Origin of the sequence: Arthrobacter sp. ZBG10 (assembly GCF_001238605.1) — a bacterium.
In the GTDB taxonomy this organism is placed as follows: Bacteria; Actinomycetota; Actinomycetes; order Actinomycetales; family Micrococcaceae; genus Arthrobacter.
Window position 1 is genome coordinate 1 of record NZ_LFQH01000024.1, and the last position, 13,469, is coordinate 13,469.

At 66.9% G+C, this 13,469-nt stretch carries 16 protein-coding genes and 1 tRNA gene; 6 read left to right on the top strand and 11 right to left on the bottom strand.

What is annotated here, in order from left to right:
- The 3 genes from ACU18_RS05865 to ACU18_RS05875 form a co-directional block, all read right to left on the bottom strand.
- Positions 1–1,540: PP2C family protein-serine/threonine phosphatase (locus ACU18_RS05865; RefSeq protein ID WP_050684599.1), on the bottom strand; the 1,540-nt coding region annotated here is incomplete at its 3' end.
- A gap of 2 nt (positions 1,541–1,542) precedes the next feature.
- A complete protein-coding gene (locus ACU18_RS05870; RefSeq protein ID WP_050684627.1) occupies positions 1,543–2,025 on the bottom strand; it encodes an FHA domain-containing protein FhaB/FipA in 483 nt (160 codons plus the stop codon).
- Positions 2,026–2,030: 5 nt separating this feature from the next.
- Positions 2,031–2,774, bottom strand: a complete 744-nt coding sequence (locus ACU18_RS05875) for an FhaA domain-containing protein (protein WP_050684600.1) — start codon at positions 2,772–2,774, stop codon at positions 2,031–2,033.
- Between the two features lie 375 nt (positions 2,775–3,149).
- Between ACU18_RS05875 and ACU18_RS05880 the strand changes: the two genes are divergently transcribed.
- Positions 3,150–3,232: transfer RNA gene (locus ACU18_RS05880), tRNA-Leu, on the top strand.
- An 80-nt stretch (positions 3,233–3,312) separates the two neighbouring features.
- On the opposite strand, the gene ACU18_RS05885 is transcribed toward ACU18_RS05880, so the two are convergent.
- From ACU18_RS05885 to ACU18_RS05895, 3 genes are all read right to left on the bottom strand, one after another.
- Complete coding sequence (locus ACU18_RS05885) at positions 3,313–4,011, bottom strand: FadR/GntR family transcriptional regulator (RefSeq protein ID WP_050684601.1); 699 nt, start codon at positions 4,009–4,011, stop codon at positions 3,313–3,315.
- A gap of 10 nt (positions 4,012–4,021) precedes the next feature.
- Complete coding sequence (locus tag ACU18_RS05890; RefSeq protein WP_050684602.1) at positions 4,022–5,149, bottom strand: L-talarate/galactarate dehydratase; 1,128 nt, start codon at positions 5,147–5,149, stop codon at positions 4,022–4,024.
- Between the two features lie 70 nt (positions 5,150–5,219).
- Entirely contained in the window at positions 5,220–5,912 is a 693-nt protein-coding gene (locus ACU18_RS05895) for a TetR/AcrR family transcriptional regulator (protein ID WP_157370978.1), read from the bottom strand.
- A gap of 140 nt (positions 5,913–6,052) precedes the next feature.
- Here ACU18_RS05895 and ACU18_RS05900 point away from each other — a divergent pair, with 140 nt between their 5' ends.
- The gene (locus ACU18_RS05900; RefSeq protein ID WP_050684604.1) at positions 6,053–7,429 is read left to right on the top strand and encodes a flavin monoamine oxidase family protein; all 1,377 of its coding nucleotides are present in this window, start codon (positions 6,053–6,055) and stop codon (positions 7,427–7,429) included.
- A 66-nt stretch (positions 7,430–7,495) separates the two neighbouring features.
- Complete coding sequence (locus ACU18_RS05905) at positions 7,496–7,978, top strand: pyridoxamine 5'-phosphate oxidase family protein (protein WP_050684605.1); 483 nt, start codon at positions 7,496–7,498, stop codon at positions 7,976–7,978.
- 59 nt (positions 7,979–8,037) lie between these two features.
- On the opposite strand, the gene ACU18_RS05910 is transcribed toward ACU18_RS05905, so the two are convergent.
- Both ACU18_RS05910 and ACU18_RS05915 read right to left on the bottom strand, forming a co-directional pair.
- Complete coding sequence (locus ACU18_RS05910; RefSeq protein WP_050684606.1) at positions 8,038–8,640, bottom strand: DUF6919 domain-containing protein; 603 nt, start codon at positions 8,638–8,640, stop codon at positions 8,038–8,040.
- 61 nt (positions 8,641–8,701) lie between these two features.
- Complete coding sequence (locus ACU18_RS05915; RefSeq protein ID WP_050684607.1) at positions 8,702–9,307, bottom strand: hypothetical protein; 606 nt, start codon at positions 9,305–9,307, stop codon at positions 8,702–8,704.
- Positions 9,308–9,409: 102 nt separating this feature from the next.
- On the opposite strand from ACU18_RS05915, the gene ACU18_RS05920 reads away from it, so the two are divergent.
- A complete protein-coding gene (locus tag ACU18_RS05920; protein ID WP_050684608.1) occupies positions 9,410–9,790 on the top strand; it encodes a VOC family protein in 381 nt (126 codons plus the stop codon).
- A gap of 14 nt (positions 9,791–9,804) precedes the next feature.
- On the opposite strand, the gene ACU18_RS05925 is transcribed toward ACU18_RS05920, so the two are convergent.
- A complete protein-coding gene (locus ACU18_RS05925; protein WP_050684609.1) occupies positions 9,805–10,209 on the bottom strand; it encodes a DUF5997 family protein in 405 nt (134 codons plus the stop codon).
- On the opposite strand from ACU18_RS05925, the gene ACU18_RS05930 reads away from it, so the two are divergent.
- Entirely contained in the window at positions 10,208–11,011 is an 804-nt protein-coding gene (locus ACU18_RS05930) for a LysR substrate-binding domain-containing protein (protein ID WP_082178205.1), read from the top strand. The genes ACU18_RS05925 and ACU18_RS05930 overlap by 2 nt on opposite strands.
- A 175-nt stretch (positions 11,012–11,186) precedes the next feature.
- Positions 11,187–11,741, top strand: coding sequence for a MarR family winged helix-turn-helix transcriptional regulator (locus tag ACU18_RS05935; RefSeq protein WP_050684611.1), 555 nt, complete (start codon positions 11,187–11,189; stop codon positions 11,739–11,741).
- 42 nt (positions 11,742–11,783) lie between these two features.
- Here ACU18_RS05935 and ACU18_RS05940 read toward each other — a convergent pair whose 3' ends face one another.
- Both ACU18_RS05940 and ACU18_RS05945 read right to left on the bottom strand, forming a co-directional pair.
- The gene (locus ACU18_RS05940; protein WP_050684612.1) at positions 11,784–12,116 is read right to left on the bottom strand and encodes a hypothetical protein; all 333 of its coding nucleotides are present in this window, start codon (positions 12,114–12,116) and stop codon (positions 11,784–11,786) included.
- Between the two features lie 37 nt (positions 12,117–12,153).
- A complete protein-coding gene (locus ACU18_RS05945; RefSeq protein WP_050684613.1) occupies positions 12,154–13,410 on the bottom strand; it encodes a D-arabinono-1,4-lactone oxidase in 1,257 nt (418 codons plus the stop codon).
- Between the last annotated feature and the right edge of the window lie 59 nt (positions 13,411–13,469).

Here is a 13,469-nt window from a genome sequence, read left to right on the forward strand (position 1 = left end):
ATAAGAGACAGGGGGTGGGCGACGCGGTCTGGGTGGGGGCGGCCGAAGCCGTCACGCAGTCCTCCTCGGGTGAGGGGGAGCCGGTCAGTTCAAGGTTTTTTACGATCCGCTGCGCGTCGTAGAGGTCGTTGGCGGGCACTGTCTGGCGGACGCGCTGCTGGGAGAACTGCGGCAGGGAGTCCATCCGGATGTCAGTGACGGCCTCCAGCGTGGACAGCTGGATGGGGCCAAGGCGCTGCGAAACGCCATTGTAGATAGCCACGCGCGAGTCGAATTCGCCCACGTAGTAGCGGGTCTGGGTCCAGGCGTAGCCCAGCCACAGGCCGGCGGTGAGGAACACCAGTACGGCTGCAGCGATGGACCAGGTGATCCACCGGCGGGTCTTCAGCGGGACCGGGACGTCATCGGCGTCGCTGCCTTGCCCCTCTGCCTTGTGGGTCAGCAGGGTTGCCGCCCGGCGGGCGACAGTACGGCCCGCGATGGTGGGGATTGACCCTGATTCGGCGGCCAGCGCCGCAGAGCCCACCAATTCGTGGGGGCGGGACGAGAGCTCCTCGCGCAGCACCTCCGCCGACAGGTGTTCGCCCAGGTGGGGGTCGGTGGCACCGGAATCCGGCGGGTGCCCGGCAGCAGTGCCGGCAGCGTCGGGTGTTGCCGGTTCGGCCTCTGGACCGGCCGCGGCCGGACTGGACGCCGGTTCCTTGGCGGCAGGGGCGGACCCGGCCGGCTGCTGCTGGATCACTTCCACGGCGGCCGTGTGGACGTCGTCGGGCGTTTCCTCCACGATGTCCACCACCACCACTGTGACGTTGTCCGGGGAACCTGCCTCCAGGGTGAGGTCCACCAGGATCCCGGCGCACTCGTGGAGGTCCTTCGTCTCGCGGACAGTCCTCTCCACGGCATGCCCGGCAACATAGTTCAGGCCATCGGAGCACAGCAGCCAGCGGTCGCCCGGCAGGACATCCAGGGTGTCCAGGTCAAGTTCGGGACTGGCATCCACATCGCCCAGCACACGCATCAGGACGTTTTTATGCGGGTGGGTTTCGGCTTCTTCGGGCCGCAGCCTGCCTTCGTCAATGAGCCGCTGGACGAAGGTGTGGTCAACGCTGACCTGCTCGAATGTCCCGGCCCGCAGGCGGTACGCGCGGGAGTCCCCGATATGGGCGAAGTGCAGCCGGCCGCCGGCCAGCAGGAGGGCCGTGACGGTGGTGCCCATTCCCGCGAGTTTGGGATTGATGTGCACCAGTTCGGAAAGCAGTGAATTGGCGGTCTGGATTTCATCGGCCAGGATGGTGCCGGCGTCATCGTTGTAGTCTGCGCGGTCCAGGTGGATCATGTCCAGGACAGTGGCGGCGGAGGCGACGTCGCCGCCCGCGTGCCCGCCCATGCCGTCCGCCACCACGGCCAGATGCCGGCCGGCGTAAGCGGAATCGTCATTCTTGGAGCGGATCCGGCCCACGTCGGACTGCGCCGCGAAGCGCATGATGAGGGGCCGCTGCGCGGGCAGGTGCCCGGTGGCGGGGTTTTCGGGAGCAGCCACGGCTACGGCCTCAATTCGATGACCGTCTTGCCGATTCTCACGGGAACGCCTGGTTCAACGGGCAGCGCCCGGGTGAGTTGCTGGTCTGCCAGGTAGGTTCCGTTGGTGGAACCCAGGTCCTCGATGAACCAGCGGCTGCCCTGCGGGAACAGGCGCGCGTGGCGGCCGGAAGCGTAATCGTCCTCAAGCACCAGGGTGGCTTCCTGGGCGCGGCCCAGCAGGATGGGGCTCGCAGCCAGCGGAATGGTAGTGCCCTTCAATGGCCCTTCGACCACCACCAACTGGTGGGCCTGCAGCTTGACTGGCTGCGGGGGAGCCTCGGCAAGTTCGGGGTTGCGGCGGACCTCGCGGGCGGTGGGGGCGCCGGAAGCGGCTTTCCGTCCCACCATAAGGTCCCGGCGCATGGCCGAGACAATGCTGAAGATCAGGACCCACAGCAGCAGCAGGAAGCCGAACCGCAGCACTGTGATGGTGAGATCGCTCATGTCATTCATGCGGAACCACCGGGTCCGGCGGGAAGCAGGCGGAAGATGATCTTTGTCCGTCCCATCGTGATGGTGGAGCCGTCTGTGAGTTCGGTGCTGCCGGCCACGCGCTGCCCGTTGACGTAGCTGCCGTTGGTGGAACCCATGTCCACGGCGCTGGTCACGCCGTTGGTGGTGCGGATCTCCAGGTGCCGGCGTGAAACGCCGGTGTCCTCCACCAGGATGTCTGCCTCGGAGGACCTGCCCAGCACTATGGACGGCGCGTTCAATGAGTACCTTTGCCCGTCAATGTCCAGCACGGGCTGCAGGCGCACGGGCTGGCGGCTGGGGGCGGCCGGCACGTTGGGGCGTGCCGGTGCGGCGGCCGCGGCCCCGTTCTGCTTTTCCGTGGCCGAAGCAATTTCGAAGTCCCCGGCGCGGAGTTCCGCGTCCCGGCGGAAGGAGATCCGGACCGGGCCCTGCAGGGTGTAACCCTGGCTGCGGACGTGGTTGATCACCACGTCACAGAGTTCTTCGGCCAGCGGGGTACCCCATTCCTGGGCCCGGGCAAAGTCCTCGTTGCTCAACTCAACGTCGAAAACGTTGGGAGCCAGCGTCCGGCCGGCCGAAACCGTCAGCGCCTTGTTGTCGAGTTCGCGGCGGAGCCTGCTGGCGATCTCCACGGGCTCAACCTGTGCTTTGGAGCCGGTGGAGAAGACGCCCCGGACGGCTTTTTCGATGCCGCGTTCCACTTTATCCAGCAGACCCATAGGTCCTTCTCCTTTCCCCCCGGCTGCGGGGCAATAGTCCTTGGCAGGAACGCCGCGTGACGGTCCGTCACCAGGCGTTGTGACTGCGCGCGGCAGTCACGTCCAGAACCGATACTACTGGGCAGGGCTGGGAATGACCTTAATCCGCAACGGCCGGGCGGGCGTAAAAGTTCAGCCACCGGACGCTGCCGTGGGGCTCCTGGGGGGCTGTGGAAAGGCTATTTCGGCCCGTGTTCCGGGTGTTTTGGCGCGGCTGGTGGAGGGGCCGCCAGGCTCAATTGGTATTTTCCGGCATATGTCCGTTATGCTTGATCTCGCTGCTTTCGCAGGTCCGCATAACCGGGAAACCGGGAGCGGAAATGGGAAAAAAGTTGCGCGCGAGTGGCGGAACGGCAGACGCGCTGGCTTCAGGTGCCAGTGTCCGAAAGGGCGTGGGGGTTCAAATCCCCCCTCGCGCACGCAAATGGATGGGCCCCGGTCTTAGGATCGGGGCCCATCCTGTTTTAACTGTTGGCGGCTGCCTGCTCCGCACGCCACGCTACGGACGCGCGGACGCCTGGAACCGGCGTCGTGAGTTGGCAAGGTGGCTGCGCATGGCAGCTGCGGCCGCGGATCCGTCGCCGTCAGCGATGGCATCGGCAATGGACCGGTGTTCGTGCACCACCTGGTCGAAGTGGTCCCGGGCATAATGTTCGACGCCGGTCATAAGCCGGGTGCGGGGCATGGCGATCATCGTCTGCCCCAAGGCGGCCAGGCAGTCGGAGTAGTACGGGTTGCCGGATGCGGCGGCCACTGCCCGGTGGAATTCGAAGTCCGCCTTCATGGCGTGCGCGGGGTGGCCCGTGCTGGCCGTAAATTCTTCCAGGGCGGCCGTGACGGCACGCAACTGGCGGTCGGTGCGGTTGCGGGCGGCCAGGGCCGCTGCCTCCGATTCCACGCCGAGCCGGAAGTCCAGCAGGTGGAGGCGGTCCTCCGTACTGGCCACGGGCCGCGTCCCCGGCGCTGCCGGGGACGCCTCTGAGGGCGGGGTGAGGGCAAAGCTGCCCCTGCCCCGTTCAGTTTCCACCAGTCCCTCGGCCTGCAGCCGGGTCAGGGCCGCGCGAACCACCGTACGGCTGACGCCGAAATCGCTGATCAGCGTGTTCTCGCTGGGCAGTTTCCCGCCCGGCTGGATGATGCCGTCCACAATCCGGGTGCGGAGGTCGGCGGTGAGGTCCGCGGTGAGGTTTCGGCTCATGGGATCAAGGTTACGCGCCGAACTCCACGGAGTCGGTGGTCCAGGCGCGTGCCTGGCCGCTCAGGGTGACGCCCAGTCCCGGCCGGTCCGGGACGATCATGCGGCCGTTCTTGGTTTCCAGGCGTTCCTCGAAGAGCGGGTCGAGCCAGTCGAAGTGCTCCACCCACGGTTCCCGCGGGTAGGCCGCCGCCAGGTGCAGGTGGATTTCCATGGCGAAGTGGGGTGCCAGGCCAAGGCCGCGTTCGTCGGCCAGGGCCGCGAGGCGGAGGAATTGGGTGATGCCGCCCACCCGTGGGGCGTCCGGCTGGATGATGTCGCAGCTGTTGGCGTTGATGAGGCCCTTGTGTTCGGCCACGGAGGCCAGCATTTCGCCGGTGGCGATGGGTGTGTCCAGGACGTGGGCCAGGTGCGCGTGTCCCTCGAAGTCGTAGGCGTCCAGGGGCTCCTCGATCCAGATGAGGTTGTACTGCTCCAGCTGCCGGCCCATCCGCAGTGCCGTGGCACGGTCCCACTGCTGGTTGGCATCCACCATCAGCGGCACGTCCCAGCCGATGTGCTCCCGGACGCCCGCCACTCGGCGCAGGTCTTCCGAGGAGTCCGGCAGGCCAACCTTGATCTTGATGCCGCCGATGCCTTCCGCCAGGAGTTGGGTGGCACGGGCCTTGACCTCGTCCAGGCTTGCGTTCAGGAATCCGCCCGAAGTGTTGTAGGTCTGGACGGAATCGCGGTAGGCACCCAGGAGCTTGGCCAGCGGCAGCCCGGCCCGCTTTGCTTTCAGGTCATACAGGGCGATGTCGATGGCCGCGAGGGCCTGGGTGGCCACCCCGGAGCGGCCAACGGAGGCGCCGGCCCAGAGGAGCTTGGTGTAGATCCGGCCGATGTCGTTGGGGTCTTCCCCGATGATGCCTTCCGCCACTTCCTTGGCGTGCGCGTACTGCGCCGGGCCGCCTGCCCGTTTGGAGTAACTGAAACCCAGTCCGGCGTGGCCCTGTTCCGTGGTGATCTCGGCAAACAGGAACACCACCTCGGTCATGGGCTTCTGCCGCCCGGTGAAGACCTTTGCGTCGCTGATGGGGACGCTGAGCGGCAGCGTGGCGGTGGACAGCTTGACGTGGCGGATGAGATCGACGGGACTCATGGGTTCTCCTAGGTGGCGGGGCATCTTTGCCTACACTTAGGATACAAGTTTAAAACTTGTACTACAAGACTTACCTGTTCCGGAGGGCGTCGAAGCCTGTGATCAGGGCTTCCAGGCCCAAGCTGAAGGCCACGTCGGCCGGCCGCGGGTGCTGCTCGGCTGCCAGCCGGTCGACGGCGGACGTAAAGTTGGGAGTCTGCGCGGCGAGGGTGCCGGCGTCGAAAATGTCCGCCGGGGCCGTGACATCGTACGCGGCGCCGAAGACAAACGCCTCCAGGGCGACAATGGCGGAGATGGTTTTCTCCGCGGGGAACCCCGCAGCCCCGAAGCCGGCCGTTACCGCCTCATACATGGCGAGTGTTTTGGGCGCATTGGCGACGGGCAGCACCGCGATAATGGGGATCAGGGGTGTGTGCTGGGCAAACACCTCGCGGTAGGACCAGGCCCACCGGCGCACGGCGGCATCCCACGGACCGGCGCCGAAACCCGACACGTCCACCATCTCCACCAGGTGGTCCTCAACAAGGAGCAGCACATCATCCTTGGAGGACACATGGTTGTAGAGGGCAGACGGCGCCACGTCCAGCGACCGGGCCAGCGCGGCCATGGTCAATCCGTCGTAGCCCTTCCTGCTGATCAGCGCCAGGGCTGCGACGGTGATGCCCGCCTTGTCCAGTACGGCTGCCGACGGCCTCCCGGCGCGCCTTCTGGCTGCCGGGTCCTTCCCCGCGGATCGTCCCTGTGTGGCTGATACTGCCGGCATTGCTGCCCCTTCTGTCATGGTCTCCAGCATTATTCCATCCGCGCACTTCCGGTCCCGCCCGGCAGCCGCTATAGTTGATGCTAAATGAACGTCATTCATTTAGTGCTCCCCGTCACTTTGCGGGCCGCAGAGAGGACATCATGCTGAACCTGAACCGCGACGTTGCAGTGGTGGGAGCCGGCCCGTCCGGCCTGACCGCAGCCCGTGAACTGAAGAAGGCCGGTTTCACCGTCGCCGTCATCGAGGCCCGTGACAGGGTGGGTGGCCGCACCTGGACCGACACCATCGACGGGGCCATGCTGGAAATCGGCGGCCAGTGGGTCTCGCCGGACCAGACGGTGCTCCTGGACCTGCTCGCGGAGCTCGGCCTGGAGACCTACTCCCGCTACCGGGAGGGAAAATCCGTCTATATCGGCGCGGACGGCGCTCCCGTGACCTATACGGGCGACTCCTTTCCCGTGGCGCCGGGCACCGCCGCCGAAATGGACCGGCTGATTGAACTGCTTGACGGCCTGGCGGAGGAGATCGGTGCCACCGAGCCCTGGGCGCATCCCAAGGCACGCGAACTGGACACCATCTCATTCCACCATTGGCTGCGGCAGAATTCCGCTGACGAGGAAGCCTGCAACAACATTGGCCTCTTCATCGCCGGCGGCATGCTGACCAAGCCGGCGCACGCCTTTTCCGCCCTGCAGGCGGTCCTGATGGCCGCCTCCGCCGGCTCCTTCACGCACCTCACGGATGAGGATTTCATCCTGGACAAGCGTGTGGTGGGCGGCATGCAGCAGGTTTCGCAGCTGATGGCCGCAGGCCTGGAGGGTGACGTGGTGCTGGACAGCCCGGTCCGGAGCATTAACTGGACTGCTGACAGTGCGGTGGTTGTCTCGGAGCGCGCAACAGTGAATGCGAGGTTTGTAGTCATGGCGGTTCCGCCGAACCTCTACTCCCGGGTGTCCTTTAACCCGCCGCTGCCCCGCCGCCAGCACCAGATGCACCAGCACCAGTCGCTGGGCCTGGTCATCAAGGTGCACGCCGTCTACAAAACCCCGTTCTGGCGTGCGGCCGGCCTGTCGGGCACCGGCTTCGGCGCCGGCGCCCTGGTGCAGGAGGTCTACGACAACACCAACCACGGCGACACCCGCGGCACCCTGGTGGGCTTCATCTCCGACGAGAAAGCCGACGCCGTCTTCGAGCTCAGCCCGGCGGACCGCAAAAAGGCCGTCCTGGAATCCATCGCCGCCTTTTTGGGTGACGCTGCCCTGGCGCCGGAGGTGTATTACGAATCCGACTGGGGCTCTGAGGAGTGGACGCGCGGTGCCTACGCTGCCAGCTATGACCTGGGTGGCCTGCACCGCTATGGCAAGGACCAGCTGGCTCCCGTGGGGCCCATCCACTGGTCCTCGTCAGACCTGGCCGCCGAGGGGTACCAGCACGTTGACGGGGCCATCAGGATGGGGCGCCGGACGGCACAGCTGATCGCAGAAAAAGCGAAGGTGCAGGTTGCGGCCGGCTGGTAAATAAGCATGCTTACCAATAGGCTGGCCGAAGGGGAGCGACCCCGACAGCAGACGAAGAGGTGAGGCATGACTGACGCACAGAGCATCAGCAAAGTAACCGACATCATCAACGGGTCCCACATCGGGATGTTGACCACCATCAACGGGGAGGGTGCCCTCGTCAGCCGCCCGCTGGCCGTCCAGGAAGTGCTGGACGACGGCGACATGTGGTTTTTCACGGGCCTGAACACCTCACAGGTAACGCACGTCCGGGCCGACTCCCGCGTCAACGTCTCGTTCGGAAAAAACACCGAATGGGTGTCTGTGGCAGGGACCGCCGAGGTTGTCACGGACCGCGCCAAAATCCGCGAAATGTGGAACCAGGCGGTGGAGGCGTGGTTCCCGGACGGCCCGGATACTCCTGAGGTGTGCCTGCTGCGGGTCGATTCCGATTCGGCCGAGTACTGGACCAGCCCGGGAGGCACGGCGGCCACTGTCCTGCAGTGGGTCAAGGCCAAAGTCACCAACAGCCGGATGAGCGTTGGCGAGAGCGGCACCGTGGATCTCTGAGTCCCCGCAAAAGGTGGAGCAGCGCAGGCTGCTCCACCTTTTGTCGTTTAACCGCCGGTTCAGCCGTTCGGGGAAAGAGCGGCGAGGACTGCAGGAAGGAGGACATCGTTCCGGCCCCAGACGGGGTCCAGGATTTCGACGTACCAGGAGTCGGCCAGCAGTAGGGCCAAAGCATCGTTGGTTTCCTCCGCCCAATCCCGGATCTGGTCCTCGGTGACGGGGTTTTCGCTGGAACCGAGGACGGTGGCCACATCATCGCCTGCCAGCGTGACGGGAATGGCGGCGTTGCTTGAATCGCCCGGGGCGTGCGCCACGGTAATGAATTCGCTGCGGGTGGACAGCGCCAGCAGGTCTCCAGCCGCGGCGGGGCTGCAGAACCCGGTAACGTACTGCCGCTGGGCCAGGGCGGCGCCGCTGATTCCCGGCTGGGATTCCTTCGTGAAAAGGCCGCTGCGGTTCAGGCGGGCGAGTTCCGGGGCGAGTGCGATGGTTTCAGGATCGAAGCCTGCCGCGAAGTGGCCCGGCTGGTATTTGCTGCCGCCTTCAAGCCACCGGGCCGTGAGCTCGCCAGCCCCGGCCAGGGTGGTGGCCTGGCGCCACACGCCGCGGTCCTCCAGCAGGCGGCCGAAGCGGTCATGGACTGGCATTTCCTCTGGCTTCATCCTTTGGATGCTATCCGCCCTGACGCAGCCTGATCCAGTGGCACCGACACAGCACTTAACGTCAGGCTGCGCCGGCCTGGTTCGTAGGAAGTCCGGCAGCGCGCTCCGCTGCAGCCAGCGACAACGCCAATCCGGTTACTGCGGCCGGGTAGTCGCGGTGCGGCTGTGCGCGCAATTGTTCGGCCGTCCGCATGGCCTTGATCAGTGCCGACGTTTCCGGCAACCGGACATCGGTGAGGGCCGGGTAGTCGATGCTGCAGGCGGGGTCCAGCTCATACCTGCGCCAGCGGGCCATCAGTTCATCGTGCTGGACCCTGGCGGCCTGGTTGGCGGACACCTGCAGCCTCGAGTCCCGCCGGCCGGCCCGCCAGGCCAGCAAGCGGGGGCTGAGGCGGTAGGCGGCGACGGCGGCCCCAACACCGGCGGCACCGAGGATCAGGCCGGCCCACGGCCAGGCCAGGGTGGGAATGAGCAGTGCCGGAACGGCAACGGCGGCGCCCAGGAAGAGGTCCCAGAACAGCTGGTCGGAGCGCTCCGGACCGGTGCCTGCAGGGGCGAGGGACCGCCGCCGGACCAAATAGACAGTGCCCGCAACACTGACCACCAAAACCGCCCCGCAGAGGAGCAGGAGGAGTCCCTCGGAGAAGGCTTCCATCACGGCCGACATCCTGAACCTCCAGCGGTTACCGCCCGGGCCAAGGTTTCCCAGGCTTGTCTTCCCATTAAATTGGGTTCCGGCGCCGGGGTCAATGCCGCGTACCGTGGGGTCATGAGACTGAAAATGTGCAGCATCCATGTGCAGGACCCGGCGACGGCCCACACCTTTTACACGGACACCCTGGGTTTCGAAACCCTGATGGCCATGCCCGAATACAACCTGTTCATCGTCAAGGATCCCGGTGCCGGCGCAGGCGCCGCCGGGCTGCTGCTGGAACCCAGCGACAACCCGATCGGCGCCAATTACATGAACGCCCTGCACAACGCCGGCCTGCCGGCAATTGTCTTCGGCGTCCCCGACGTCCAGGCCGAGTACCAGCGGCTGCTGGCGGCCGGGGTGAGCTTCCGCGGCGAACCCACCGAGGATCCCTCAGGCATCAGCGCCGTGTTCGACGACGGGTGCGGCAACTACGTGCAGTTGCACCAGGACTGAGCGGCCCGGAGGCGCTACTCCGCCTGGGCGCGGGCCTTCTTCGCGTCCTTCTTGGCGGCGTCGTCCTTGACCCGCTGGGCGTCGGCGCGGACGGCAGCGTGCGTGGCGCGCTCGGTGACCAGCCAGGCCGGCGGAGCCTGCAGCAGCGCGGTGATTTCCGCCGTCGTGAGCGCTTCTTCAACGCCGCCGCGGGCCAGGCCGCTGATGGAGACGTTCAGTTTCTGGGCCACCACGGGGCGCGGGTGCGGGCCGGTGCGGCGGAGCTCGGCCAGCCACTCCGGCGGGTTGGCCTGGAGCTCGGCGAAATCCGCGCGGGAGATGGTTGAATCCTGGAACTCCTGGGGTGTTGCAGGCAGGTAGATGCCAAGTTTCTTGGCAACGGTGGCCGGCTTCATGGACTGGGAGTTTGCAGAGGTCATGCTTCAAGGGTATCCGGGCGGGCGGTACTGTGAAGACGTGCCCACCGAGAACACCCCCCAGACAGACGCAGTCCCCGCCGATTCCGCGGAACAGGACGCGTCAGCGGAAGCGCCGCGGGAACTCCGGATCGCGTACGTGCCGGGAGTCACGCCGGGCAAATGGATCCGCCGCTGGGAAGAACGGATGCCCGGCGTACCGTTGCAGGCGTTTATGACCGACGGCGGTCCCGGCGGCCAGGCGGTCCGGGACGGGTCCGCGGACCTGGCCTTTGTCCGGCTGCCGGTGGACCGCGAAGGGTTCAACGTCATTTCCCTGTACGAGGAGCTGCCGGTGGTGGTGGCGCCGAAGGGGCACGAAATTTCGGTGTTCGACGAAGTGGCGCTGGCGGACCTGGACGCGGAAACCTTCCTGGACGTTGCGGCATTGGGCGGTGCCGAAGCGGCCCTGCAGGTGGTGGCTTCCGGCGCCGGCCTGGTGATCCTGCCCATGTCCGTGGCCCGGCACTTTAACGTCAAGGACACCGTGGCCCGGCGGCTCACCGGCGCCCCTGAATCGGGAATTGCCCTGGTCTGGCCCATCGACGGCACGGATCCGGTCATCGAGGAGTTCATCGGCATCGTCCGCGGGCGGACGGCGCAAAGCTCCCGCCAGCCCTCCGCCCAGCCCGTCAAGGAAAAGAAGGAGCCCAAACCGGACCGGCGCGGCACAGGTGCCAAAAAGGCCCCCAAGGTGGCCCAGCGGTACGCGCCAAACCCGGATAAGGGCCGCGGCAAGGGCTCGCGGAAAAAGGGCAAGCGGTAGGTTCCGCTCATTCCGCCGCCGTGATGCGGTCCGCCGCGGCGAGGTTTGTGGCGCCGGCCCGGGGCAATGAGGGCCGTTCACTTGCATCATTGATGCTAAGCATGCTTATTGTGTAGGGGTAGCCATGCGTGACGGGTGACCCCCCGCGCTTCGCCACCTACAGGAAGGCGTGCCGATGACCAGCAACCTCGACCCGGATGCCCGGAGCAGTTACCGCCTGATCAGCCTGGCCGCCCGGATGGTGCAGCGACGCCAGGATGACGCGCTGGCTCCGTTGGGGCTGACCCGCGCCGCTGTCATCGCGCTTGAAGGACTGGCGGCCGGGCCGCTCAACCAGGAGCAGCTCGCGGATGCCATCCGCGTCCAGAGCCAGACCCTGGGCCGGGTCCTCAGCAGGCTGGAATCCACCGGGCACATTGTCCGGAACCGCCACGCCGCGGACCGGCGGCAGATGATTGTGGAGCTGACCGGGGCTGGCCGGGCCGCCCTGGAATCTGCACGGGAAGCGGAAATAAACGCGTATCCCAACGATCCGGACATCGGCTGGAAGGTCCTGCACGCCGAGCTGGCTAAATTTGTCCGCGCCCTGCCAGCCGGCAGGGACCGTGAAGTGGTCCCGTTTACCGTTCCGGGGAACCGGAAGGATCACCGGGCCGGCGCTGAACACCGCAACCCGCACCGGCCCGGCCGTGGCACCGGCGAGTGGGGGCCGGGCAGGCCGGGGGCCTGAGCGGGATTCCAGTTGCCCGAGCGCAGTTGCGGCCCTTCCGGGCTAGGCGCAGGCGTCCTGCAGCGCCTGGACGGACTCGGCCGGCACCCGGTCTCCGGCCTCCGCGATCCGGCCCAGCGGCGTCGTGATGTCCTCTGCCACTCCGGCAGACCGAGCAGCGGAAACCAGGCCGCCCAGCACTTCCCGGTCCTGGGCAGTGACCAGCCCGTCCTGGACCACGGCGCAGATCTGCCGGTTGACCTCCTCCGCGGCCGCCGAGGCCACCTGGGAAGCGGCATCACTGGCAGCGTTTCCCGCGGCCTCCTCGACGGCGCCGCAACCGGCCACCAGGAGCAGCAGCGGGGTGGCGAGCAGGGCGGCGGCATGTCGGTTCATGCCTTCAGTTTAGGCGGGGGCGCCGGGTTGCCGCTTCCTAGCGTCCGCTGGCTGCCGGCACGCCAAGGACGCTGTCCAACAGGGTGTTGCGGAATTTTCCGTCGGGATCATGTGCTGCAGCCAGCGACCGGAACTCGGCAAACTTCGGATACAGGTCCTCCCAGTCATGGCTTGACGGCGTGAAGAGCTTGCCCCAGTGCGGCCTGGCGCCGAACGGGCGCAGCGCGTCTTCCAGGTCCGGCAGCAACGCCTCCACCTCCTGCTGCAGCGGTTTCCACGTGAAGTGCAGGGCAACGCTCCGCTGGCGGTAAAACGGGCTGAGCCAGAAGTCATCGGCCGCACCCGTGCGGATCTCGGAGACGAACAGCAGCGGTGCCAGCCGGCCGGCCAGGCCGCGGACGGCCTGCAGGGCAGCGGGTGCAAGCTCCAGCGGAAGGATGAATTCGCTCTGCAGTTCCTCGCCGTTGCTGGGCGTAAATTCGTGGCGGAAATGCGGGAGCCGGTCGAGCCAGGGCCCCGGTACGTCCAGCTGTTCCGTGCAGTTCTCCGCGGACATGTCGGGGAGGGGGTGCCGGGAGCGGGTGGCGGCAGTGGCGCCGAAGAGATCCGGCAACGGCGGCTCGGCGGCGAGGGCCTTGAGCCATACCTGGTTGATGGTCCCACCTGCGTAGTCGGTGAACAGGCTGACGCTGTAAGCGCTCGAGACGATGGCGGGGAACTCCGCCAGGGCCCGGTCCCACGGCAGGTCCTCCAGGACGCGCTGGCGCATCTGGTACGCCGGCCGGACGGACAGTTCCAGGCCCGTCACGATCCCCAAGGCGCCCAGGCCCACAACGCTGGCCATGAATTGGTCGCCGTCCGCCCTGGCAAGCGTGACCTGCTCGCCGGAGGGCCGCACCAGGTCGATGGACTCCACGGCGCCTGCCAGTGACTGGTTGTCCACCCCGGAGCCGTGCGTGCCTGTCTGCACTGCACCCGCCACGGAAATGTGGGGCAGGGACGCAAGGTTGTGGATGGCCGCGCCTGACTCCGCGAGAGTCCGGCACAGGGCGCCGTAGCTGACTCCGCCGCTGACGTGGACCGTGCCGCGCGCCGAGTCGAGCTCAATGTGCTGGGGCAGGGCGTCCAGGAGCACATGCACGCCGTCGGTGTCACCCACGCGGTTGAAGGAGTGCCGGGAACCCAGGGCCTTGATTTTGCCGGCCCGTCCCACCATGGCCGCCAGTTCCGCCACCGATTCCGGCCGGAGCACGTCCGCCGAGCCGTATTCGAGGTTCCCTGCCCAATTCTTCATATTGCGTGGCTTCCCGTCCGGGGTTGAATTCGTTTCCTCCACTGTCAGCGCTAACAAAT